The following is a 23,509-nucleotide window of genomic DNA, read 5'->3' as shown; positions in this document are numbered from 1 at the left end:
ACTCCTTATTTGATATATTATAACCTAGTCAATATTTGTTTTGTAAGTTGATTATCGTTTCCTATATGGTGAGTATTTAAGGTAGATAAATCAAAAAAACCGACCCAAACCGTTGGTATTACTAAGTTTGAGTCGGTCTAAGTCCATCAACACATAACGATTAATTTTATTATTTGATCTGGAAGGATTAGTGTTTCTTTTTCCCTTTATCTTAAGACTTCTTGTTTAGTTTAAGAGCTACGAATTTTGATAATTTCTTTGTTTTGAATTCCATAACCCCTGATTTATATTTAGCTTTTAAAGATTTTAATGTCATGGCATCAAAGACATCTATACCTTTAGAATGCTTTACTTCAGTTTCATTTACAGGTAGTTTTATTACTGCATGATGATCAAGATTATTCACAACATGAACCTCACCATTCGTTTCGGTTAAAAACGAGAACTCATATGCATCTGAGACAACGGCTCCCTTAGCAGTTACTGGTATAGCTTCTGTGCCTTCTAAATTCACATTAAAAAATACTTTTTCAGAAGCTGTTGCTGAAAGCTGCTTTATTACTTTTTTATTCACTTTTACTTGTGCTTGATCTGCTTTGAAAACAACAGATTTCTTTGATTGTTCTAATGTTGTTATAATGGAATTAGACATTTCAGCTTTAACGTTTATAATTTCATCTGTGAAAGAAGGTAATGTGATAACGACTTCTTTGGCTTTTTTATCATTTAGTTGATCAGCAATATCCTCATAGTTTACAACGATTGTTGCCGTTTCCACTGGTTCTTCAGGTTTTTCTGCCATAATCTTCATTTCTTTTGAAGCAGTGTTTTGCACGGCATCAATTACATTCAATGTCACTGTATTTTCACCAGGCTTTAACTCAGTAAGGGCAAATGAGAAACTTCCATCCTGATTTAATGCCACTGGATTCTTTTCAACCACATTTCCATCTTTATCTTTCACTTCATATGTGACCGTTAATTTGTCATTAACGTCATACTTGCCATCAAACACCTTTTCAACCGTTGCCTTGAAATCTATGAATTTATCGTCAATATCGCCTTTTACTTCATAGTTTCCTTCAATTTCACCTTCGACAGGATCGAAAGTAATCTTAGGTGCTGAGTTTTTTACAAAGACAGGCCCTACATAGTCCGTTGTATACATCGGACTTCCTAATGGGTTTGATGCTCTTATATCAATGGTGTAGACTCCTTCAGGTGCTTGTTTGACAGTAAAGTCACTCCAATCCGTGTAGGTACCGTCAAATGAAAGTGATTTAGGTCCAGTGGTGGTTTTATTAGCAGACAACATGTATCCTAAATAACCGTCTCCATACTTACCGCCTTCAGGATTCGATGCATCCCACAATTCAATGAATGTCATTCCGTGTTCGTTATGGAATTCATAATTTAAAGTTGTTTGATCTAGTTTTCCATCTCCATTTGGAGAAATGGCATAATCTTCAATGGAGTAATCCTTTAAACCGGAAAGAATAGGTGGTGATAAATCTGCAGCAAATGGTAATGAAAGATTAGTAGTACCATTGCTAATATAAAGATACCCTTGGATTTCATCCCCGGCTTTCCCTTCCCCTTTCGGAACGTTTAATGTTACATTCAGCATTTGTTCGTCTTCAAGAGTGAATTCAGCTTTATCAACTGTAACCGTCGCTGCTGCCATGTCACCAGCAGGCTTTCCAGTCACTTCAACTGAAACCTGATAGTCACTTGGTGAGCCTTTAAGATTTTTCACTTTAATTTGTTTCTGAATCTCTTGTGATTTTTCTGGATCAGGTTCTACTTTTCCATATGTGATCGTGCCCTTCACGTTTTCGATTACTTTTGACTCAGAAATGGTTGTATCTAATGAATAGGCTAATGCTTCTGCTGTTGCAGCATATAGAGGTTGTACAAGCCCTGAACCCTGTGCAAAAACATCAAATTTATCTGTATCTAATTGTTTCGCAGTATTTGAAAGGGCCACTTTGATATCAAATGGCGTCCAATCTGGATGCATTGATTTTAATAGAGCTGCAATTCCTGCAATGTGTGGTGTTGCCATACTTGTTCCCGTTTTACGATCATACGATGTGGAATAATCAGCATCTGGATTATCTTTTCCGTAAGATGGAACTGTAGACATAATATTCGTTCCTGGTGCTGATACGTCTGGTTTAATATCAAATACCGGTAGGGATGGTCCTCGTGAGCTGGATGGATTCATTTTGTCCCCTGCTGTCATATCAGATGTGTAACCGCTTAAGGTAACGGTACCAGGATTGGCTCCTAGTGCTTCTCTTAATGCTTTTCCTTCATCAGTTGCCATATCGAAGGTTGGAAGCGAGTCAAATGAATTCCCTAAATATACATTTGCGGGTCCTGCTCCATCAATATTGTTATGAATGATAGCTGCTACAGCTCCTGCTTTTTTAGCTGCTGCGATCTTGTCCACAAATGGTATTTCCCCACGAGAAATTAAGGCGACTTTCCCATTTACGTCAATATCGGAAAAATCAACTTCTTTCCCTACTCCAGGAATAGCTACGACATCATATGTGCCAGTTAATGAGTCTTTTGGGTCATTACCAAAAATCCAAGACATCATGCTTACTTCAGATTCATGGTGATATGTCCCAGCTTCTACTTTAACATTTGCCTTCTTTGATTCTTCAGGAAGTGTAGAGTTCCCAACCGCAATTCCCAATGCAGCAGTAGAAGGGTTCCCGATTGTACTACGATTCGGACCACTGTTTCCAGTAGCAATCACGGCTGTTACACCAGCTAATGTCGCATTATTAATAGCGATCGAATCAGAAGCAATCTGGCTATTATTACTACCACCTAATGATAGATTAATAATATCCATCCCCTCTTCTACAGATTTTTCAATCGCCGCTATAATACCAGAAGTAGCCCCACTTCCATATGCTCCCAATACTCGGTAAGCATAGAGTTCAATCTTCGGTGCAACACCTTTAATGTTGTACATATTTTTCCCTTGCGCAGCAATTGTTCCTGCTACATGGGTTCCATGTGAGGTGTAAAAAGCACTACCTCTTTCATTAATTTCAGGTCTGTGATCTGGACGGTCAAGTGGTGTCGTTTCATATGGATCATCATTCGCTCGAGGCCTGCTATAATCTGTTCCATTATGCGGGACGAAGTTATATCCACCTTTATAAACACCTTCGAATTCTGGGTGATGATAATCAATTCCCGTATCAAGTACAGCTACTTTAACACCTTGACCTTCATATCCCATTTCCCATAGCTTTGGAATTTGAAGATGTGGTATACTACCAGCCATATGAGTTCCAACTGGATTATTCCTTTCTGGCTTTTCTAGTGCATGGACTTTTAAATCAGGCTCAATGCTGACAACGCCTTCCATCTTCAAAAGATCGTTTACTTCGTTTGCTTCTAGTTGAAGGGACATTCCATTAAAAGCATCATTATACTCAAAGCCTTTTTCATAGTTGACATCCTTTTTTTCTAATTGTTGTTCAAATTTTTCTTGTTGTGATTTTACTTCCCTTTTAACTTCCTTTTTCTCACTTGCTGATAACGTTCTTCCTTTGACTTCTTTCTTTCCTTTTACCAATGAAACCGGTGGCTCTGATAATTGAACAATGACATCCACTTTTTTATTATCCTTCTCACTAAAATTTTGTAGCTGCGGATGTAATTGAGGTTCTTGATCAAGGATTGCTTGCTGCTCTGCAATGATGGCCTTCATTTGCATGATTCTCTCATTTGTTTCTACAGATTTTACTTGTTCTGCAGATGCAAATGGAGTTAGCAAAGTAAAGATAAGCATGAAAACTAGTAAACTACTAAAAGATTTCAATAAATAATTCTTCTTCACAACCATTCTCCTCAACAAATAATATTTTTGGACAATAAAAAATTGTTCTTATGTAAGAGCAATTTCTCCACTCCCACTCTCCTTTTATCAGTTTTTTACACTTGTCCAAATAGTGCAAAAATTATTCTACCACTATTTTTTAGAATAAAAAGACGTAAATCACGAATTTACTCGAATTATGGAGGAATCGATAAAAGTTTATCCATTCTTACTACCTTAATTTAGACTTTTTGGATTATATATTTTTCTTATTCATTGTGATTCAACTATTCTTAACATTGTAGCCTAAAAAACCTAATGAATGACTTGTTCCCAAAAAACAGAAAAAGAAGCCCTCTTAAATCGGCTTCTTCATACCAAATGCTTGGTTAGAAATTATTATTGTAGTATTGTTTTTTTAATTAATTCTTTTATTCATATAGTTTTTTTCTATCAATCGATTCTGGCGGTTGTTCCATCCATCCCCTCTGTATCATCAGCTTTAGCCCTTCTCCTCCAAATTTCATAATATCACCTATAAAGAGAGTATACTTCAATGCTAGATCATGTCTCATTGAAACGGACAATGCATCACTTAAAGATTTCAATCCAATTTGATTAGATGAAGTAATGATGAACAGGATTAATTTTTCTGAGAAAGGGGATGTTGAAGAGTCTGTCACTTCTAATGTAACCGGATAGGTTGGGAACTGATCGTTTTCTTTTATAAACCCATTAAATACTTCGATTTGTTTTTGACATAATTTTTTTCCCTTTATTAAATACTTCTTTACTTCCTTATCGTTAGATACTTGCAATAAACCAATAATCAGAACTAACCCTATACAATTCCTCTCGATTGAAAAAAATAATTCACTAATTTCTAATGCATTTAATGGTCTGCTGTCACCAAACCAAATATTCATTAATGTAGGTTCAGATTTCATTAGTTCTGCCTGCTTTTGGGGGTTAATATGAGGTGGTCTGTCATAGATCCCTTTTGATAACATAAGGTTTAAAGATTTTTTGTACGTGCTTGTTTTTTGAATTAAACATTTTTCAATCAGTTCATAAACATCTTGCCGTGCCACTTTACTTAAAATGGTTGCATAGTACTTAATGATCATTTGTCCCCCACGGTAGACAAAGCTTAGGGCAAACAGATCAGAATATAAAGCTGGAGCAGTTAAATCTATATCTTTATTCGTAAAGCCAATAGGAATAGGGAATTCTTCTTCGCGAAAAATGTTTTCCATTTCATTCATTATCATGTTAGTAAACTCTTCTGCTTCCTCTATAATTGGCCTTATTTCCTGATCTTGTATATGCGCAATAAAATGCAAATAAAAACATCTCATTGCTGAACTTTCAATATAAGTCGTCCATAATGCACTAATCTCGGCAGTCGTTAATCTGATTGGTTGCTTTTCCAAGTAAACCATCCCTTTATTTCTAGTTTATTTTATTGTGTAACTTAACCCCTTTATTATTCTGTCTAACTTTTAAAAAACACTTTAGGCATTGCCTTATACCTTAATAGGGTATGTAATGAAAAATAAAAATAAGGAAACCTTATGAAGGAAAAGAATGATGAAGGAGGATTATGATTTGGACATGTGATCCAACCCACCTCATCTGAAATAGGGGTATTATGGACTGCCTATATGAATGACAGTATGTCAAATTTAATTTTTAATTATTTTTTAAAGACTGTAAAAGATCCTGAAATTAAGGAGGTCATCCTTTATGCTTTTGATTTAACAGTGAAACATCAGGAAGAGGTTATTCGAATATTTAATCAAGAGAAAACTCCCGCTTCAAAAAGGCTTCAATCAGAATGATGTCCGTTTAGATTCACCAAAATTAGTATCAGACCCTTTTATGTTGATGTATGTCAACCATATGTTAAAGGCGGGACATTTTGCTTATAGTGGATTAATATCTATGTCCTCTAGAGACGATTTAATTGATTTTTTTTACAACAGGTCTTATAGAAACAAATGAATTGTTAAAGAAGAGTATAACGGTTCTAAAGGAGAAAGGGCTTTATATACGTTCACCGTATATTATTGTAAAAGACGAATCTGAAATGGTAAAAGATAAGAGTTACTTAAGTGGCTTTTAGTTCTTTACGAAATAAATACCGGTGAATACAATTGAAATCTCCCATTTATACATTTAATATCCAAACGAATTTAATTGGGGCCATGTTAAGTTTAGCATTCGCTCAAACTTCCCCGAATAAAGTTGTACAGAAATTATGTTAAGGGGAAAAGATATTTCCCAAAAGCACTTTACATCTGCCCTAATGGATAGTAATGTTCATGCTCCTAATACTTGGGATAACTCTGTTACAAACGAAACCACACAAGTATTCTCTGATGTCTTTACTTGCTGCCACGGAGTTTGGGAATTATGCTACTGCTGCTGCAGCTAGTCAAAGGAGTGATCTCGCTCTAAATTATGAGTGTTTATCATTGGAAATTGCCCTTTTTGCAAAGGATGGGGTAGATATTATGTTAAAATACACCTGGTTAGAAGAACCATCAGGAATGGTTAATAAAACGGTTCTAGCTCAACAGAAAAAAGAGGAAACTCATTAGTTATGATAAAATTCAATTTATTAACAGTTATATAAGATCTTTTTCCATGTACGATTTTATAGATCATGGCTTTCATAACGCTGATGAATGACCTTTTTCTTGTAATTCAATCTAATTTGGGCTTTCATGACTCTGATGAATGACCTTTTTCTTGTAATTCAATCTAATTTGGGCTTTCATGACTCTGATGAACGACCTTTTTCTTGTAATTCAATCTATTTTGGGCTTTCATAACTTTGATGAACGACCTTTTTCTTGTAACTCAATCTAATTTGAGCTTTCATGACTTTGATGAACGACCTTTTTCTTGTAAATCAATCTAATTTGGGCTTTCATAACTTTGATGAATGACCTTTTTCTTGTAACTCGACATATTTTGGGCTTTCATAACTTTGATGAATGACCTTTTTCTTGTAAATTAATCTAATTCGGGCTCTCATGACTCTAAAGAACGACCTTTTTCTTCCTAGTCCACCAAAAAAATCAGACCAATTTTATGTAATTAGACTGCTAATCTATATGTTATATGCTTTGCGTACTATAACCAGACCAATGGATCGTAGTTATCGGAGTCGTATGGGATCCGAATTGCCCATACATAGAAGAATTTTTGAGGAGACCTTCTATACACAGATGTTGTGGTTCCTGACACCTTGATTTCGGGAGAGCCCTTTGTTTTTATTAGTAATATCAGAATGATAAGTTTTGTTTGTTCCCTACATATGAAATGTCATAAATTTGAAATCTCATACATTTCCTCCGGATTTTTGTGTGCAAAATTAGATTCCCGAGCATTTTCCAAATCTTTTTCGTGCATAAAATTAAAAAGTTGTGCATTACCATATTCAAGTCAAGGAAAATGATGATCCTGAACTCGGTTGGAATGATTAATCATATGATTTCTAAAGGAAAATCAAAAAAAAGAGCCATCTAATAGTAAAAAATGCACTAATCAGACAGCCCCCTAAAATAATCGAAAATATTAGTTTACTCCTACATTGCTCCAAGCAGATGCAACAGAATTAGCTGCAGCAGAACCATAAAGGTCTTGAGCAGATTGTACTAAAGCATCACGAGCATAAGAGAAATCACTATTTGGTGTTAAATATACTGTTAAAGCTCGGTAATAGATTTCTTCTGCTTTGGCACGACCGATACTATTGATTGTATAGTACGCAGCTTTGTTTGGAATTCCACTGTTAATGTGGACTCCTCCCCAGTCACCCTCTTCAGTGTTTGGCAGGTTTTGATATTCATTCATATGGTCTGGTTGATTGTAAGCATTTGGATTGGATAAGCTTCTTAAAGCATCTCCACTAACTCCTGGAGTGTAGACATCTTCACCCATTAACCAATCTTCAGGATCAAGGAAATATCCGAAAACATCAGAGAAGGATTCGTTAAGTGCTCCGGATTGATTCTCATATACTAAATCAGCAGAGAAATCTGTAACCGCATGTGTTAGTTCATGCGCTACTACATCTAGTGCTCCAGAAAGTGGTGCAAAAACACTACCATCTCCATCCCCATAGATCATTTGATTTCCGATCCAGGCAGCATTGTTATAATTGTTGCCGAAATGAACGGTAGATGTAATATCTGCTCCATTACCGTCATAGCTAACTCTTCCAAATTTATTGTAGTAATAATCAAAAACTTTTCCTGCATAGTGATGAGCATCCACAGCAGCTCTGTCACGTGCATCTGTAAATCTGTTATCCGTTTCTGTTATATAATAACCTGGTAAATTATATTGACCGCCATTGTTATTATCTAGTGTTTGGATAACCCCGTTCATTGGTTTTGATACATCATATAAATAGTAGGTTCCATTAGTATAGTAGGTATTTAAAGATTTTGTATCACCAAGAACTCCAGTACCTGAACCAGTTGCTTCATGAACTTTATTAACAGCTTTTAAGACTTCACCGTTTTCAGCGTTCACCCAAATTTGCCAGTTTGAAGGTGTTGGCTCTGGGAATTGTAGCTGTACATGGTAAGCTAAGGTGTAAGTGCCATCTTCATGGTAAACAACTAAATCTGATTTTTCCGTTAGTGCACTTTTTTCTCCATCTTTTGTTTTTAAATCCTTATCTGCTTTTTTACGATCTACATCAATATGCGACCAAGCAGTATGAATGGCTTTCTTTTTTGATAGCTTTTTGTTTTGTTTAAGCTTTTTAGGTGCTTCTTTATGGAAATCACCATTTACTGCGACAACATTACCTTCTTTATCCGTATGTACAATCACTTTTGATTGATCAATTGGAACATTTTGAATACTTGGTTGATAAATGTAATGTGTCATTCCAAGATCATCTTTCTTTGTTTCTTGTAATACTAGATTTGCATCTGGATCGATTTCAAATACTTTTTTATTGCTCTTCAGGAATCCTTTGGCTTGTTTCTCTGATTTTACTTTATCTGAGGTAAGATTCCCCTTTAAGAAAGAAGCCCCTTTGTCTTCATTCCACTCCATTTTAGCTTGTGGCTTTAATTTCCACGCAGCATCATTTGCTTGAGCTGAAACTCCCTGGCTTGCTCCTACAAGAGCAGCACTTAATGTTATTGCACCAACAACTTTTTTCCAATTTTTGTATTTCGTCAATTAAATCCCCTCCTGACTCGTATTCTAGCAAAAAATTTATCTAGTAATTTTATTTTGAATATTCTAATAATAATAGAAATATGTCGAATTATACTTTAATTTGTAAATTAAGTTGATGCTTAATGAAAATTTTCCTAAAATGGCTTAAAATCTTTTAATTAATATCGTCTAACTTCATGGTTTTTCTCAATAATACAGATTGAGTACTACATAAAAAAGAGCCGCTTATATGCAGCTCCTTCAAAATAGTCCAATCAATATTCCTTACATTTCCATTGAATGTGGATCTTTCCTTATTGTTTTAACCTGTAAAGTAACTTGTTTTGTTAAAAGGAACATTTGAAACAGTAATAGTACAAAAATAACCCATATCCCAACATTAATAATTCCTTCTTTAATATCCATTACAAGAGTAGAAGTTGGTTTTAGAAAAATGGTAAATGTATAGAACATCCCAAAGGTAAAGATCCTGCTCCATTGAGAAGTATCATAGATCATAAATGCCATCCTGAATCCAAATTTATTCATCCTTTTTAACAGTCTGATAACCTCTATCGATTCTATGAAAATAAAAAGAAAGCAAACAATAAACCAGAGGATCATGACCATCGAAGAAAAGCTGTGTGTAAACGAACAAGCAACACCCGTTATCGATAGAGCACCATGTATAATACAATTTGTGTTCTTCCAATCCGTTTCAAGCATCCATTTAACCTTTAAATACCTTTTTATAATTAAATATAGACAAAACAAGTAAAAAAGGATTCCTGTGACAATGAAAAGTTTATTAAGGACGACGCTAAACAGATTTAATTGACTGTTCATCACCACGATAGATTGTGTACTTACCGTTGTTAAAAGGATCACTCCGTGCACCTTCTCAATGGGCTGGAAAAAAAACTTCGCCATTGTCTTCAAGGAAAACCCAATAAAGACCAGCCAAAGAAAAAGGTTCCAATATCCTAAGATGTTAGCCACGATTGACCATTGACTAAATTCTTCATGAATCAGGATACAAATGATATTAGTCGCGGCAATCCATGTCCCCACGCCAAAACGATTCACCTTATCAGTCAAATGTAAGGCAATAAAATTCTTACGAATACACAATGACTGAAAAATATTCAAAGTAATTACCAACCATAGGGACAAGCAATAAAGTGAAATTAATTTAACATACCATGTATCCATTCCAATGTAATTAAATAAAACTCCATTTGTAATAATTCCAAGTGCCATAACAATAGCCATTGATGAAGTTTCCATAAGTTGTTTTTTTAAGATAAATAGATTAAAAATGATAAAAATAATAAAGTAAATCATGTGCACGCCACCCGATATAGACCCATGTTCCTTAATACTCAATAATTAATCGAAAATCTTATTCATTTTAACATAATTCATTTATGTTAAATGACAAATAAGGAAATAAATCTTCTTAGTATTTTATTAAGATGTTTTTATTTTGGAACAGACTTAAATTGTGGCAGGCATAATAGGTAACTTTTCAATAAAAAAAGAACTGCCATTAGCAGTTCCTCCTTAAACCTAAATTAGTGAATAATGATGGTTCACATCTTCTTCAAGACCATCAACTTCACAAAGTTTTATTTAATGATTAATCTCCAAACATCTTCATCTCCATATACCTCACCAGTAGGCACAAAACCGAAGTTTTTATATAGATTTATACCAGTATAGTTCTCTCTATATACCGTTAATCGAATTTCTTTGCATTGAGTAAATTTGTTTGAAATCCATCTGACAACTTCCGTTAATGCCGCTTTACCATAACCTTTACCTTGGAATTTTTTATCAATGATCAATCCATTTATCCAATACATGTTAGAAGTGCTTTCATCAAAGGCATGCATAATAAAACCAACCATTTCTTCTTGATCATAAATAGCAAACGGAATATATTCGATATTTTCACCATCTGGTTTTATGTAGACTTTTGCAAGTGAAACGGCTACTGTAGGTACAAATTTACTTTGATGTTGTTCTACTTCTAGAGTTAATGCTTCTTCCCAGTTTTGTCTAGTAACGACTTTTAATTGAACATTCATTTGAGCACCACTATTCACTTGGATTTTCCTACCTGATTACCCCTCTAATAATCAATCGTTCATCAAATTGTTCCGTATTCCAATTATAAGATTCACAAGTAATGAGTGTAATTATCTTTTCATCTGTTTCCTTTAACACTGAGACTTCTTTTGGAGTCACTTTAAAGCGTTTTGTGACCTCAAATGTTAAGGTTTCTTTATTCGTTTTTATCGTTACTTCATCACCAATTTTCACTTCATGAAGCCGATTAAAAAGGATACCATACGCATTCATTCTGTGCCCTGCAATAGTGATATTATTTTCATAAAAGCTATCATTCTCATCAACTAATGCCACTCCGTTTTTTAAATTCTCCTCACTTGCTCCTTGAAATATGGGTTCTTCGAGATTGATGGAAGGGATCGATAACACCCCTTCAATTCCTGATACCTTAATCGATTTTTCATCTTCTATATAGAACTTTTCCAATATATTTTTTTCGATTAGTTGATGATCCTCCTCAATGGCTGCAATGACCTTTTCATTAAACCTATCGAGGATAAATCCTTTTATTTGTTCATGAAAAATGAACGGAATCGCGATTATAATTAAGATTACTCCTATTATTCTCCCCATTTAGTAACCTCACATAGATTTCGTATAATAATAATTTCGACGCTTTTCACTATTCCCCTCTTTGCTAAGCTTTATTTTAGAGATCGTGTAGTTAATGATTTAGCCTTTTTAAATAAAGCTGTTTTCGTAACATTGTTGTTATGGTTGCAGTGAAGGATGCTCGCGTTCCGCTCCAACCAACCTTTTTACAAAAATTTATATTTAAAAAAACAACAATCTTTTGAAAAAATCCTTAAATAATGTTAAAACTCCCGTTCAGCATACCACTTATAATACTTCTCTGCTTCTTCTCTCGGAATATCTGATATGGCTACATGGTGGACTGGTGTCCCCTTTGTTACAATTTGAAATGTACATAGCCCTACCCTTCTTTGTATCCAAGATTCCGTTATGGACAATTGTTCAATTTTTTTTCTTGAAGTGACAAACTTTTCGACTGAAAAGACACCCGAATTTAATTGGATATAGGATTGATCCAATCCATGACGACCATGAGTGAAATTCTGGCTCCTTAAAAAAAGAATAACTGTCAGTAAACATGGAGAGAGATACCATTTATCTGGCCAAAAAAATAGTAAAATCGCTGTTACGATGATCCAGAAATAACTAGGTCTAAATAGCTTCAACCAAAGTGCGGCTCTAGGCAGTTTTTTCATTGTTTCTACTATCGTGAAGTTAGGCAAAATTTCAGGCAGTAATTCCAATGCTTTTCTTTCTGAAATAAAAGGGAAAAGTACATTCGATTCAATCGTTTCATCTCCAAAGGCTCCTGCACAAACTAATTCTACTTCGACAATACCGAACCATCTTCGTATAAACGATTTATTATATTTAACAGCCTGCACCCTATCCTTTAAAACGGTTAGCTCTGTTTGATTTAAGACTCCTTTTTGAATGATTATTCGATCCTCTTCTGTCGTAACCAGATAATTCCCATAGCGTATATAGGTCATCATCATGCCAAAACACATGGATAACAAAATAAGAATGAGTCCTGTCACAATCATCCAAACCCATTCTTTCTGCAAGTAGTTCAGAAAATCTTCTGCATAAGAGTCAATTGAAATGATCTCATTTATCTTAAAAAATAGACCAACTAATAATGGGAACAGTGCTAAAAGACTAAACGATGTGAAGGTAGACGTTATGATCTCTTTTTTTGTGATTTTATAATGGACCTTTCTTTTACTTTCCTTTTCGTTTTTCACTTCAGAAACCATGTTTTCTCCAGATTGTACGTCTCTGGCTTTAAGTGTTAAATAATCCTTTATTTTATCTGCTTCTGCCTGTTTAATAAGTGCTAACTTGACAGATGAGTCACTAGACGTAGCGCTTGTGTCGAGTGTTATCGAAGTCAACCCAAAGATTCGTTGAAAATAATGCGTATTTGATTGGACATTTTGAATTCGTTCAAGTGGGATGAATCGTTTATGTTTAACGAACTTTCCATCTACGATTTGTAATTCTTTTTCCGAGAATGAATAGCTGAAATTCCACCACTCGAAGATAATTGACACCATTCGGTAGATAAAAAATACTAGAACACCCCATTTACCAATAATTGTCCATGACGCTGTTGAATCTGCTTGAAAGATGAAAAAAAATAAAGCTGGCAATATAATTTCTTTGATAGACAAAATGATTGAAAATAAAATCCAAAGTGGATGAAGACGGCTAGAGATCATGGCTCTATCAGTTTTTAATTCAGTCGATGACTTCATTTCATTCATCCTCTTTAATCTGTGCGAAAATAGCAATTTTTGTCCTTAATACTTCTGCTGCTTCTCTTGTAATGGCTGGTATCTTGTGTGAGGAAGCCGTTGTTCCAATGGTAATGGTACATAAATTATATTTTCTCAATATTGGTCCTTGATTCGTATTGACATATTGGACCTTTGTCATCGGAATAATACTATTCTCTCTTTCAAGTGCGCCATGCTTCAGCTGTATAAATCTCTCATCAACTTCATAACGCCACGTTTTTTGTAAATAGTACGGATATAAAACAATCCCATATATAGAATAGATGATATCGATTGCTATGAGTATGTAGATAACAGGTTTTAACCACTCATACCAGTCATAACGAGAATCCAAGAATAATAGAATACAAAGGATAACGATCGATATGACATGAGTAATCACAGCTGATACTCTCCATACCTTCACTGCATCTTGCGAAATCTGTTGTTGTGGTTCAGGAAGGGTATAATTCATTTTCATGCCTCTTTTCTATTAAATCGTTTACTTTGTATACGGTTATTTTATTAAAAAGTTTCATGAATACAAATGATTTCCAATATTGGAAGCATAAAAAAACAGAGCATCCAATCTCTCAAATGCTCTGTTTCTATTACGCTAGTCTTTCAATATTAAGGCTTCGTACTCAGTCAATGCTTCATCCAACATCCGTAATCCTTCATCAATTTGTTCTTTTGTAACGGTAAGAGGTGGTATCATTCGAATCACTTCACTATGCTTACCACAGAGGTAGAATAAAACTCCCTTTTCTAATGACAGGTTTAGAATCTTCATTAATCCATCATTATTTGGTGTACCTGTATAAGGATCGATAATTTCGATTCCTATCATTAAACCGACAGCTCGAATACTGCCAATCACATTATGCTTTTCTTTGATTTTTTCAAGCTGTTGGACTGCGTAATCGCCCATATTTCTAGTGTTTTCTAAGAGATTTTCTTCTTTCATTACTTCCAAGGTTGCTAGTCCGACAGAACATGCGATCGGGTTTCCGCCAAATGTTGTACCATGACTGCCCAATGGCCACTTCTTCATTAACTCATTTGAAGCAACCGTGGCACTTAGCGGGAGACCTGAAGCAATTCCTTTTGCAATCGCCATAATGTCTGGGATTACATCAAATGTTTGAGCAGCAAACCAATGACCCGTCCGACCAAATCCAGTTTGTACTTCATCAAAGATTAATAGAATTTGGTGACGATCACAGATTTCTCGTACCTTTTTCAACCAAGCTTTTGGTGGAACAATATATCCCCCTTCCCCAAGTACAGGCTCTAGGATTACACAAGCTACCTCTTCTGGCGTTACTTGATGGCTGAATAATGACTCGAAATCCTTCTCTAATTTTTCGATAACATAGTTTATAGGATCTATTCCATTAGGACATTCACTCTCATTCGCATAGGGCAATTGGTAGGTTAATCCTGATGGCTGCATGAATTTTCTATATTTACTTTTGGAAGTTGTGACACTTAACGCTCCCATTGAACGACCATGAAAACATCCTGTAAATGAAATGACATATGGTCGTTCTGTCACATACTTAGCTAATTTAATCGCACCTTCTATAGCTTCTGTTCCACTATTGGCAAAGAAGAAGGAATCAAGATCTCCTGGCAGAATCTCTGCTAGTTCATCAGCTAATCTTAATATCGAGTCATACATAATGACCCCTGAAGGCCCATGCATTAATCCGTCGGCTGCTTCTTTTATGGCTTGGACTACCTTTGGGTGACGGTGGCCGACATTTGTAACCGCAATCCCTGAGGTGAAATCAAGATATTTCCTTCCGTCTAAACCGTAATAATAACAACCCTCTTCTTTTACAACCGGTAAATTAGGGTGATCCTTCGCCATACTAGGTGCTAGTCGATTAGGCATATTTTTGATTCGTTGTTCAAAAGATTGTTCCATTCTACTACCTCCAACATAATTTACATAAATAATAAATGGGCCATAAGGGCGACAATAGGTAAAGTTATAAGCGTTCTTTGTAAAAAGATTAAGAATAAATCCAAAAAGCTAATTGGAATTTTCGATTTTATAAGTAAGATTCCAATTTCAGACATATAGATCAATTGGGTCAAGGACATGGCAGCAATCACAAATCGTGTTAGTTCACTTTCAATTCCGCTCCCTACTACAGCAGGCAAGAACATATCGGCAAAACCGACTATCATTGCTGGTGCTGCATCTCCTGCTTGCGGAATTTGCAATATTTCTAGCAAAGGTACAAACGGATAGGATAGTAGATTAAAGATAGGTGTGTATTCCGCCACAATTAATGCTAATGTTCCAAGTGCCATTACAAGTGGAATTAAGCCAAACCAGATATCAAAGACATTGTAAAAACCTTTCTTCGTTACTTCTCCTACACTTTTGACTTCTGCTGCTTTCTCTACTGCCTTTTCAAAGCCCCATCGAAATCGTGATTGGTCTTCTGGCACCGTTTCTGAAATTTGCATGCCGACTGGCTCATAATAAGTATCTTTTTTTCTAGATAGCGGTGGAATTCGTGGGCAGATAACGGCAGCGACGATACCTGCAACAACTACGGTCAAATACAATGGAACAAACATTGATTCCAATTCAATAAAACTAACGATGACAAGGCTGAACGCAATCGATGCAACAGAGAAATTAGTAGCAATAACAGCTGCTTCACGTTTTGTATAATAACCTTCTTCAAATTGCTTTGTTGTGATAAGGACTCCTACCGTCCCGCTGCCCATCCATGATGCTAAGGCATCAATGGATGATCTTCCTGGTAATTTAAATAGTGGCTTCATCACTTTTTCTAGCAAAGTTCCGAAAAAATCCATTAGGCCAAAATCAAGTAAGAGTGGCATTAGCAGGCCCGCAAATAAAAACCATGTAGTCAATACTGGAACTAATGAATAAAGTACTGTTCCACCTGTAATATCAGATGTAATCCACTCGGGTCCCCAATTATTTAAGGTCATGACTGCAAATATGGAGCCAATAACGCGGATTACGATCCAAAATGTACTTACATAAAACAATCCTTGAAGATAAGGATTTCTAATCACCCAAGCAGGCTTAAAGATTTTCGTATAAATTGCTATAATAGCTGAAGCACAAAAAATCATGGTCATAAAGATTGGTAATAACCCTTCAAATACCCCTTGAAAATAAGAGGCGAATATCCCAACCCCAATCGTCCAATTCCCTTCAAATGTAACAGGTACTAAAAACAATAAGGCCCCTAATAAGGATGGAATCATAAATCTTAAAGAATCCTGAAATTTAATCTCAGATTGTGAGTCTGTTTGTAAATGAGTTGGTTCTTCTTTTGACTTACTAACTTCCACAGCTAACACCCCTTCTGAAATTTTCCAGTTACTTCTGTAACCGTATTAAAATAACCTTGTCCAATTCATTCATTTCTCCCCTCGTTTTTTCCCGTTCATTCTATATACTTGCAATTATCATGCCAATTTATTATTTTATTCTGTGTTTTTTCATTTTTCTGACTACAGATGGTTGGCTGATTCCTAAAGCCTTGGCCATTCGAACAGTTGTTTTATATCGTTTCCTTACCTTTGAGAGGATCTGCTTTTCAACATTATTTAAGACTTCAGTTAATGATTGACCATTATCATCGATATCTGTGTAATTCGAAGAGGATTTCAAATAACGATCTGGAAGATGATCCATTTCTATAAGGTGTTTTGGAGAAATGACAACGATTCTTTCGACTAAATTCATTAACTCTCTGACATTCCCATTCCAATCCTGTAAGAGTAATTGATGAAGTACCCCTTCATCCAGGCTGCGTTTCCGTTTATACTTTTCAGAGAAATAATTTATAAAGTGCTCAATTAATGGATATATATCTTCTGTTCGTTTCCTTAGTGGGGGAATCGTTATTGGAACAACATTTAAACGAAAAAACAAGTCTTCCCTAAATGTTTTTTCTTCTACTGCCTTTTCTAAATTTTTATTGGTAGCTGCGAGAATCCGGAAATCTACGAATCTTGGTTTCGTTCCTCCAACTCGGTAAAACTGCTTTTCTTGAATAAACTTCAGGATTTTCACTTGATTCACCAAGGACAATTCACCAATCTCATCTAAAAATAATGTCCCTCCTTCTGCGAGTTCAGCTAGTCCAGGTTTTCCTTGTGATTTAGCACCTGTAAATGATCCTGCTTCATATCCAAAGAATTCGGCCTCGAAAAGAGATTCAGGAATCGCTCCACAGTTTACCTCAATGAAAGGTCCTGCTTTTCTTGGACTTTTATTATGAATAAATTTGGCAATATGGGATTTTCCAACACCTGATTCACCTAATAACAATACATTTACATCCACTTCAGCTACTTGTAGGGCTAGGTGCAGAACTTTTTTCATTTCTTCGCTCTTGGCAATGATTCCATCTTTGTAATGATGACGATTTCGAAGGATTTCGAGTTCCCCTTTCACTCTCTCCATTTCATCTTCCATATCCGTTAAATATTTTTTCATATTCAATAATTCTGTGACATCATGGGAATAACTCACAATTCTCACTAACGTATTGTTTTGATCGAACACGGGGATCCCTGTCACAAGCAGCTTTTTTCCTTCATTAGATGTTTGTACTAGCGTTATTTTCTTTTTTTCCTTCATGACCAATGGGGTTAAGATTGGCGTAAAGACCCCTTCCTTTTCTAGGTCATAAACCGACCGCCCAATCATGTCTTCAGATTTCACATTATAATGTGCTCCAGTTGCCTCACTTACCTTTAAAATAATCCCATCAGTATTAGTTACTAAAATATCATCTTGTAAAGAGTGAAGAATTGCCTCGTGTTCGTTCCAGATTTTTTTATTGTTCAACCTATTGCCCCCCTAATTCAAAGAAAATATTCATTATTGAATATTTTCCTTAGCATATCGTCTACTACTCTATTAATAGCAATTGATTACAAATCATTATACATTTCTGAATATTTTATTCAACATTGAATTGAATTACTTATTTTTATTCAATAAAATTAATATTAATTCAACCGATCAATTCCGTCAATTTTTTTGATGAATTTCTTTTTATAAAATAACAAAAATGCTAGGGGGAAATTAAAGACTTCGATAAACGGGGCAAAGAAAACCCCCATGAATCGCATGTATACTTTACGATTTACTGGAGGTGTTTTTTTTGGGTAAAAGTGTGAACTACTCTGAAGAAATAAAGCGGAAAGATGTAAGGATAAAACTACAAGGAGATCAAATAAAAGCAACGTTAGGGATTAAAGATACATATTCAAACTCAGGTTCATTGGGACATTACTAGGGAAATCCTATCGATTTTCCCAACCAGCAGGGAAACAGTACATAATGATTAAGGTGTTGTTTACACATCTAATGCACTCTAGAACTTAGCAAAAGAAAAAGACATTATCACAAGCATGTCTCTTCAATGAAACTGCCCTGATAACGCCGTCATTGTATCCTAATAGTTTAGAAAGATTAATTCATAGATTAAATGTACATCATCACTATGAAGAATACATCTCAATTTTGTCCAATTTTTGTTACTTATTTTAAGCATCGTATTATTGCTAACAATGATTGAAAAAAGAGTAAGCCTTAACCTCCGATATAAACACTGTCACATTTTCCAGCTGCTGGTTCATAATAACAATGATTTTTAAATTGACCAGAAAAAGGTTGATCATACCATGTTGGAGGACATGGAGCATATGGATTAAAATACCAAAGAGCATATTTCGCTGGATGTTGACTCCAATAATCCAAATTCTTTTTTGCTAATCTTTTTTCAACAGATCTCGCTCTGTTGTAAAAAAGATTACCTTTTTGAACAGCTTCAAAAGAATAATTTCCTCCTTGTACTTGAAAAATGACTTGTCGAATTGTTCTTACATCTTTAAAGTCTAAACAATCTGCTTTAGCACGATTAACGATTACATTTCCAACATATAACATCCCTTGTTTTCCTTCACCTTCGGCTTCAGCTCTCATCATCCTTGCCATTAAGTCAACGTCTGAACTTCGGTAATTTACTCTTGGCATTTTTTTCACCTCAAAAATATTGTATGAAATAGCCCGCAATGATGTCATTATTTAATATGAATAAAACACTGACAAATAAATGAAGAGACCTAGATGATAGGGAAAAGGATACCCTCCTGGAATCGTATATATAATTTACGATTCCAGGAGGGTGCTTTTCTCAGGGATAAATGTGGGGTGACTACACTGAAGAAATAAACATTCAGGCAAGACTATATGACCTTGCTCCTATTCGTTATGGAGGACAGGTAGATAGGTGTTTTTTCTGCCATTTACCTTGACTATTCCAAAATAAGTCCAATCGATTTTGCAATTAATGATTATTTTAAACATATGATCTAATCATTTTTTATTCCCTTAGTAACTATGGGAATATTTATAGTAAGCTCTGGTCTGTCTCTCATTGGATCGTATTTCATTGGATAAATTTCAAAGTGAGTTAATTTTTGCTTGTCATCCTCAGCATACCCTTTCTCTTTCATCCATTTATAGATAGTAGAGTAGGATTCTTCTATGTCTTGATCTACACTATGCTTGTAAGTCGCATATGTTAAACTTGGAATCGAAACAGCTTTCATCCCATTAGGTAACTCGTCTACTTTATGGACTTCTCTACAGATATAATAAGTAAATCCTTCCTTTGATACGTCAAAGGATAGTCCTAATATCGATTCCTTTGAGGTCAAATATGGAATTTCGTTCATTTTTTCACGAAATTGACTCATTAAGCTTCTTATTTCTCCGGCCCCAGCTTGTTCAAAAGTACCCTTCCAACAATATCCTACGGCTGTTAAAGCCTCTTTCTCTACTATTTTTGCTTGCATAGAATCCTCCTAATGATTGAATATTTTGTTATATGATTCCATTCTATCACGAATTTCAGCTAATAAAATGTGTCATTACGTTTCCGATTGATAAGTTTTTCCTAACTCTTTTCCTAGTTCAAAATAATGGCGGAAAATATAAATATTATTGAAATGCACAAATACTTCGACTATCATCGAAGTATGGAATACATTTTTGGAGGGATTAAAATGAATGCCAATCCTAATGTCGCGAAAGTTGCCTCTCTTGTTAGTGAAACTTCACGGGCAACCATATTAACTGTCTTATTAGATGGTCGATTTCATACAGCTAGTGAATTATCCTATATGGCAGGAATTAAACCGCAAACAGCAAGTTTTCACTTAGCAAAAATGGTCGAGGCAAAGGTCGTTTCCGTTCAAAAGCAAGGAAGACACCGATACTATGGAATCCAAGATCATGAAGTTGCTCATGTAATGGAGTCATTTTTATCTTTAGCTCCACCAGTTGAAATTAAGTCCCTAAAACAATCATCAGAAGATAAAGCTATTCGTTATGCAAGAACATGTTATGATCACATCGCAGGAAACTTAGGTGTTCAATTAACCGACTATTTCATTAATAATAGGTATATTTTAGAAGAATCAAATGGTTTTTCGGTTACTGAAAAAGGGGAAGAATTTTTTAAGACATTTCAAATTGACCTTAATATTGTTAAGAAGAAAAAGCGTTCATTTTCACATAAATGTTTAGATTGGAGTGAAAGGCGCTTCCATCTTGCCGGTGCATTAGGTAATGCTCTATTGGAAAGACTTCTTGAATTAAATTGGATTCAACGAATACCTAAAACACGTGCAATTAAAGTTACTCCGGCAGGTAAAAAGGGATTCAAAGATAGGTTCTCTATTGATGTTTCATGACAATTAAAAAGGATGACCAAATTGTAAAAGGTCATCCTTTTTTTACCTCTAAGAATTGTTGCCTAAATGATAAACTTGAAAAGTACAATGTGACTTGAACCCTAACTTCTCATACGCGGGTTTACCAGATTCTGTAGCGTGTAAAATACAACTTGTAGCGTTGTGATTTTTAGCAACATGAAGTAAATTTTTTAGGTAGACAGTCGCTAACCCCTTTCTCCTCATTTCTGGAGCTGTTGCAATACAATAAAGTCCAGCAACATCTTTATCAAAAAATAGTGAACCTACTACGGCTGGTTCTCCTTTATAGAACCCTAAGTACATTCGATATTCATCTTGCTTATGTAAAACAATTGGTTTAAAACGATTAAAAATCGCTTCTTTACTTTCTGCTGGTTTTTGATAACCTTTCACATAAACCTCTACCCATTTTTCTAAATCGGCAGGGGTTTTAACCATTCTGAACTCAAATTCTTCGCGAGGACTGAGTTCAATATGCTTGGTTAGTAAGTTTACTTCCATCCCAACCCAGTCTTCATGGTGATAGAATCCCATTCTTTCCAATGTCTTTCCTATATCTGCTGGTTGTGATGTTGGACCAACAATCCACTTAACTTGCTCGGATTCTTGCTCACGACTATTGATTATTTTCTCAACTTCATATCTTTTATATTGTTCGTCCTTTTGAAGCCAATTAACAAATAACACGCGGCAATAGGGACTTTCGGAAATGTATTTTAAGTGAGTAGTATCCACACTTTTACTGTCTTGTGTATCTTTAAAATATAGCCAATGGTTTATTAAATGTTGTTCAATGATCTTAGATGTATGTCCGATATCTGATGTCAATTCATTACGATTTCTCTGTTTCATTAAATCGCCTTCTTTATTTAATTTTTTCTAATTTAATCGATTCATTCTAGGTGAACTTTTCTGTATGACCATCCTCTATAAAATATCTTTTTTGAGATGGTTTGTATACCATTATGATTAATAAGATGCTAGTACATAAAATAAATAGCGACGCTCCTACCACACTATAGCGTAGAGGGATGACTTCACCTGTGAATCCAATCAATAAAATAAATACAATTTGAAAGATACTCTGAAAGGTACCATACACACTCGATATTCTCCCCATCATATCCACTGGAACATTGTTCTGGTAAAAAGTCATAAAGCCTGTATTTGAAAAGGCATTAAAATATCCTAATATGATAAAGCCAATCGCAACAGACAAAAATGAAAATGAAAAAGCGTAAATTAAATACCCAACCGCCACCATCATATACCCTGCCCCAATTAACATTTGAATCGACATTCTTTTAGCCAGTAAGGAAACTGTCCCAGCACCTACAATCGATCCGATTCCCGTAATACTAATGAGCAATCCAAAATCTGTTTCAGATAAGCCTAATACTTGTTGAGTAAATACGACTTCCTGTGCGTCCATTCCAAGGGCAATCACAATAAATAATTGTGCTAGAAAATAGACTTTGACGATATAAACATTTTTATGACTGAACGAAAGAACATCCTTCCAATCCTGTTGAAGGGTTTTGAGATTAATAGAATAAGATTCGCTTCCTTTCTTTCCCTCCACATTCGGAAGTAAATACAATATTATAGCGGAGATGAGAAAAGAAACCGCATTTATCCAAATAGCGATTTTGGCAGTAGTAATAAGAAGCAATAGCCCAGCAATAGCGGGACCTACTAAGAATGCACCTGAAGTAATCAAACTTCTAAATGAGTTAAATTGCTTACGCTGTTTCTGCGGTATCAATGTAGTTATATATGTCATAGAAGTAGGTTCAAAGAAAGCCTTTGAAACAGACAGAAAAAACAAACAAATGTAAATCAGCCAAATAGAGCTGAAAAATGGAACTATGGCGACAATTACAGAACGGATGATGTCCATTAAAATCATAAGCCGGCGTTTATTCATTCGATCGATAATACTCCCCGACCAAAACTTGGTTAGGATTGACGCAATCGGTCCTATAATCCATAGCCCGGCAACTGCTGCTGGTGAGCCAGTCAAATTTAAAACAAGGATATTGATGGCTACCAGATAGATAAAATCCCCTAAGGTTGAGATGCCTACTCCAAAAAGTAATAGGGTTGAGTTTCTTTTAGTAGAATGGTTTGAAGATTTCTCCAAGCAGCTTTCCCCTTTCCTATTGAAACAGATGCTCTAGTTTAATTCAAAGGAAATAACTTCGAACATCCTCCCAATTGTATACCC

Annotated in this window: 22 protein-coding genes; 7 read left to right on the top strand and 15 right to left on the bottom strand. The window is 35.2% G+C overall.

The genetic code is table 11. The annotated features are described in order from the left end of the window. Positions 1-211: 211 nt before the first annotated feature. The gene (locus JOC86_RS01060; protein WP_205167931.1) at positions 212-3,868 is read right to left on the bottom strand and encodes a S8 family serine peptidase; all 3,657 of its coding nucleotides are present in this window, start codon (positions 3,866-3,868) and stop codon (positions 212-214) included. A gap of 410 nt (positions 3,869-4,278) precedes the next feature. Continuing rightward, positions 4,279-5,289 (bottom strand): DUF3231 family protein, encoded by a 1,011-nt coding sequence (locus JOC86_RS01055; RefSeq protein WP_239587333.1) that lies wholly within the window; start codon positions 5,287-5,289, stop codon positions 4,279-4,281. A 174-nt stretch (positions 5,290-5,463) separates the two neighbouring features. Here JOC86_RS01055 and JOC86_RS24530 point away from each other — a divergent pair, with 174 nt between their 5' ends. From JOC86_RS24530 to JOC86_RS24515, 5 genes are all read left to right on the top strand, one after another. Beyond that, on the top strand, positions 5,464-5,688 hold the full coding sequence (locus tag JOC86_RS24530; RefSeq protein ID WP_338021694.1) for a DUF3231 family protein: 225 nt from the start codon (positions 5,464-5,466) through the stop codon (positions 5,686-5,688). A gap of 40 nt (positions 5,689-5,728) precedes the next feature. Further along, positions 5,729-5,851, top strand: a complete 123-nt coding sequence (locus tag JOC86_RS25245) for a hypothetical protein (RefSeq protein WP_419095991.1) — start codon at positions 5,729-5,731, stop codon at positions 5,849-5,851. Continuing rightward, positions 5,814-5,972 (top strand): hypothetical protein, encoded by a 159-nt coding sequence (locus JOC86_RS24520; RefSeq protein WP_239587331.1) that lies wholly within the window; start codon positions 5,814-5,816, stop codon positions 5,970-5,972. The genes JOC86_RS25245 and JOC86_RS24520 overlap by 38 nt, the downstream gene beginning before the upstream one ends. 135 nt (positions 5,973-6,107) lie before the next feature. After that, entirely contained in the window at positions 6,108-6,284 is a 177-nt protein-coding gene (locus JOC86_RS25125) for a hypothetical protein (RefSeq protein WP_338021693.1), read from the top strand. After that, positions 6,229-6,450 (top strand): DUF3231 family protein, encoded by a 222-nt coding sequence (locus tag JOC86_RS24515; protein ID WP_239587330.1) that lies wholly within the window; start codon positions 6,229-6,231, stop codon positions 6,448-6,450. Before JOC86_RS25125 ends, JOC86_RS24515 begins: the two co-directional genes overlap by 56 nt. 982 nt (positions 6,451-7,432) lie before the next feature. On the opposite strand, the gene JOC86_RS01045 is transcribed toward JOC86_RS24515, so the two are convergent. The 9 genes from JOC86_RS01045 to JOC86_RS01005 all read right to left on the bottom strand — a co-directional run bounded on the left by JOC86_RS01045 (position 7,433) and on the right by JOC86_RS01005 (position 18,343). Continuing rightward, positions 7,433-9,058 carry a M4 family metallopeptidase gene (locus JOC86_RS01045; RefSeq protein WP_239587329.1) on the bottom strand — a complete coding sequence of 542 codons (1,626 nt, stop codon included), beginning with the start codon at positions 9,056-9,058 and terminating at the stop codon, positions 7,433-7,435. A 264-nt stretch (positions 9,059-9,322) separates the two neighbouring features. Continuing rightward, on the bottom strand, positions 9,323-10,381 hold the full coding sequence (locus JOC86_RS01040; protein ID WP_205167929.1) for a TDT family transporter: 1,059 nt from the start codon (positions 10,379-10,381) through the stop codon (positions 9,323-9,325). 284 nt (positions 10,382-10,665) lie between these two features. Beyond that, positions 10,666-11,127: a GNAT family N-acetyltransferase gene (locus JOC86_RS01035; protein WP_205169919.1), complete on the bottom strand. Its 462-nt coding sequence runs from the start codon at positions 11,125-11,127 to the stop codon at positions 10,666-10,668. A 28-nt stretch (positions 11,128-11,155) separates the two neighbouring features. Then, complete coding sequence (locus tag JOC86_RS01030) at positions 11,156-11,743, bottom strand: class D sortase (RefSeq protein ID WP_205167928.1); 588 nt, start codon at positions 11,741-11,743, stop codon at positions 11,156-11,158. Between the two features lie 242 nt (positions 11,744-11,985). Beyond that, the gene (locus tag JOC86_RS01025) at positions 11,986-13,464 is read right to left on the bottom strand and encodes a PH domain-containing protein (RefSeq protein ID WP_205167927.1); all 1,479 of its coding nucleotides are present in this window, start codon (positions 13,462-13,464) and stop codon (positions 11,986-11,988) included. A 1-nt stretch (position 13,465) separates the two neighbouring features. Next, on the bottom strand, positions 13,466-13,960 hold the full coding sequence (locus JOC86_RS01020) for a PH domain-containing protein (protein ID WP_205167926.1): 495 nt from the start codon (positions 13,958-13,960) through the stop codon (positions 13,466-13,468). A gap of 141 nt (positions 13,961-14,101) precedes the next feature. Beyond that, positions 14,102-15,418, bottom strand: a complete 1,317-nt coding sequence (locus tag JOC86_RS01015; RefSeq protein WP_205167925.1) for an aspartate aminotransferase family protein — start codon at positions 15,416-15,418, stop codon at positions 14,102-14,104. 20 nt (positions 15,419-15,438) lie between these two features. After that, complete coding sequence (locus tag JOC86_RS01010; protein ID WP_205169916.1) at positions 15,439-16,749, bottom strand: YjiH family protein; 1,311 nt, start codon at positions 16,747-16,749, stop codon at positions 15,439-15,441. Positions 16,750-16,966: 217 nt separating this feature from the next. Continuing rightward, positions 16,967-18,343: a sigma-54 interaction domain-containing protein gene (locus JOC86_RS01005; RefSeq protein ID WP_205167924.1), complete on the bottom strand. Its 1,377-nt coding sequence runs from the start codon at positions 18,341-18,343 to the stop codon at positions 16,967-16,969. Positions 18,344-18,662: 319 nt separating this feature from the next. Here JOC86_RS01005 and JOC86_RS24880 point away from each other — a divergent pair, with 319 nt between their 5' ends. Continuing rightward, positions 18,663-18,797 carry a hypothetical protein gene (locus JOC86_RS24880; protein WP_275583353.1) on the top strand — a complete coding sequence of 45 codons (135 nt, stop codon included), beginning with the start codon at positions 18,663-18,665 and terminating at the stop codon, positions 18,795-18,797. A gap of 296 nt (positions 18,798-19,093) precedes the next feature. Here JOC86_RS24880 and JOC86_RS01000 read toward each other — a convergent pair whose 3' ends face one another. Both JOC86_RS01000 and JOC86_RS00995 read right to left on the bottom strand, forming a co-directional pair. Further along, positions 19,094-19,537 carry a cell wall hydrolase gene (locus tag JOC86_RS01000; protein ID WP_205167923.1) on the bottom strand — a complete coding sequence of 148 codons (444 nt, stop codon included), beginning with the start codon at positions 19,535-19,537 and terminating at the stop codon, positions 19,094-19,096. 338 nt (positions 19,538-19,875) lie between these two features. Further along, positions 19,876-20,361, bottom strand: coding sequence for a GyrI-like domain-containing protein (locus JOC86_RS00995; RefSeq protein ID WP_205167922.1), 486 nt, complete (start codon positions 20,359-20,361; stop codon positions 19,876-19,878). Positions 20,362-20,571: 210 nt separating this feature from the next. Here JOC86_RS00995 and JOC86_RS00990 point away from each other — a divergent pair, with 210 nt between their 5' ends. Beyond that, entirely contained in the window at positions 20,572-21,261 is a 690-nt protein-coding gene (locus JOC86_RS00990; protein WP_205167921.1) for an ArsR/SmtB family transcription factor, read from the top strand. Positions 21,262-21,309: 48 nt separating this feature from the next. Here JOC86_RS00990 and JOC86_RS00985 read toward each other — a convergent pair whose 3' ends face one another. Together JOC86_RS00985 and JOC86_RS00980 are read right to left on the bottom strand one after the other, a co-directional pair. Further along, entirely contained in the window at positions 21,310-22,134 is an 825-nt protein-coding gene (locus tag JOC86_RS00985; protein WP_205167920.1) for a GNAT family N-acetyltransferase, read from the bottom strand. 46 nt (positions 22,135-22,180) lie between these two features. Beyond that, entirely contained in the window at positions 22,181-23,425 is a 1,245-nt protein-coding gene (locus tag JOC86_RS00980) for an MFS transporter (protein ID WP_205167919.1), read from the bottom strand. Between the last annotated feature and the right edge of the window lie 84 nt (positions 23,426-23,509).

This window comes from Rossellomorea pakistanensis (genome assembly GCF_016908495.1).
GTDB lineage: Bacteria > Bacillota > Bacilli > Bacillales > Bacillaceae_B > Rossellomorea > Rossellomorea pakistanensis.
The sequence above is the reverse complement of the archived record's forward strand: the minus strand, read 5'-3'. Positions and strand labels throughout refer to the sequence as shown.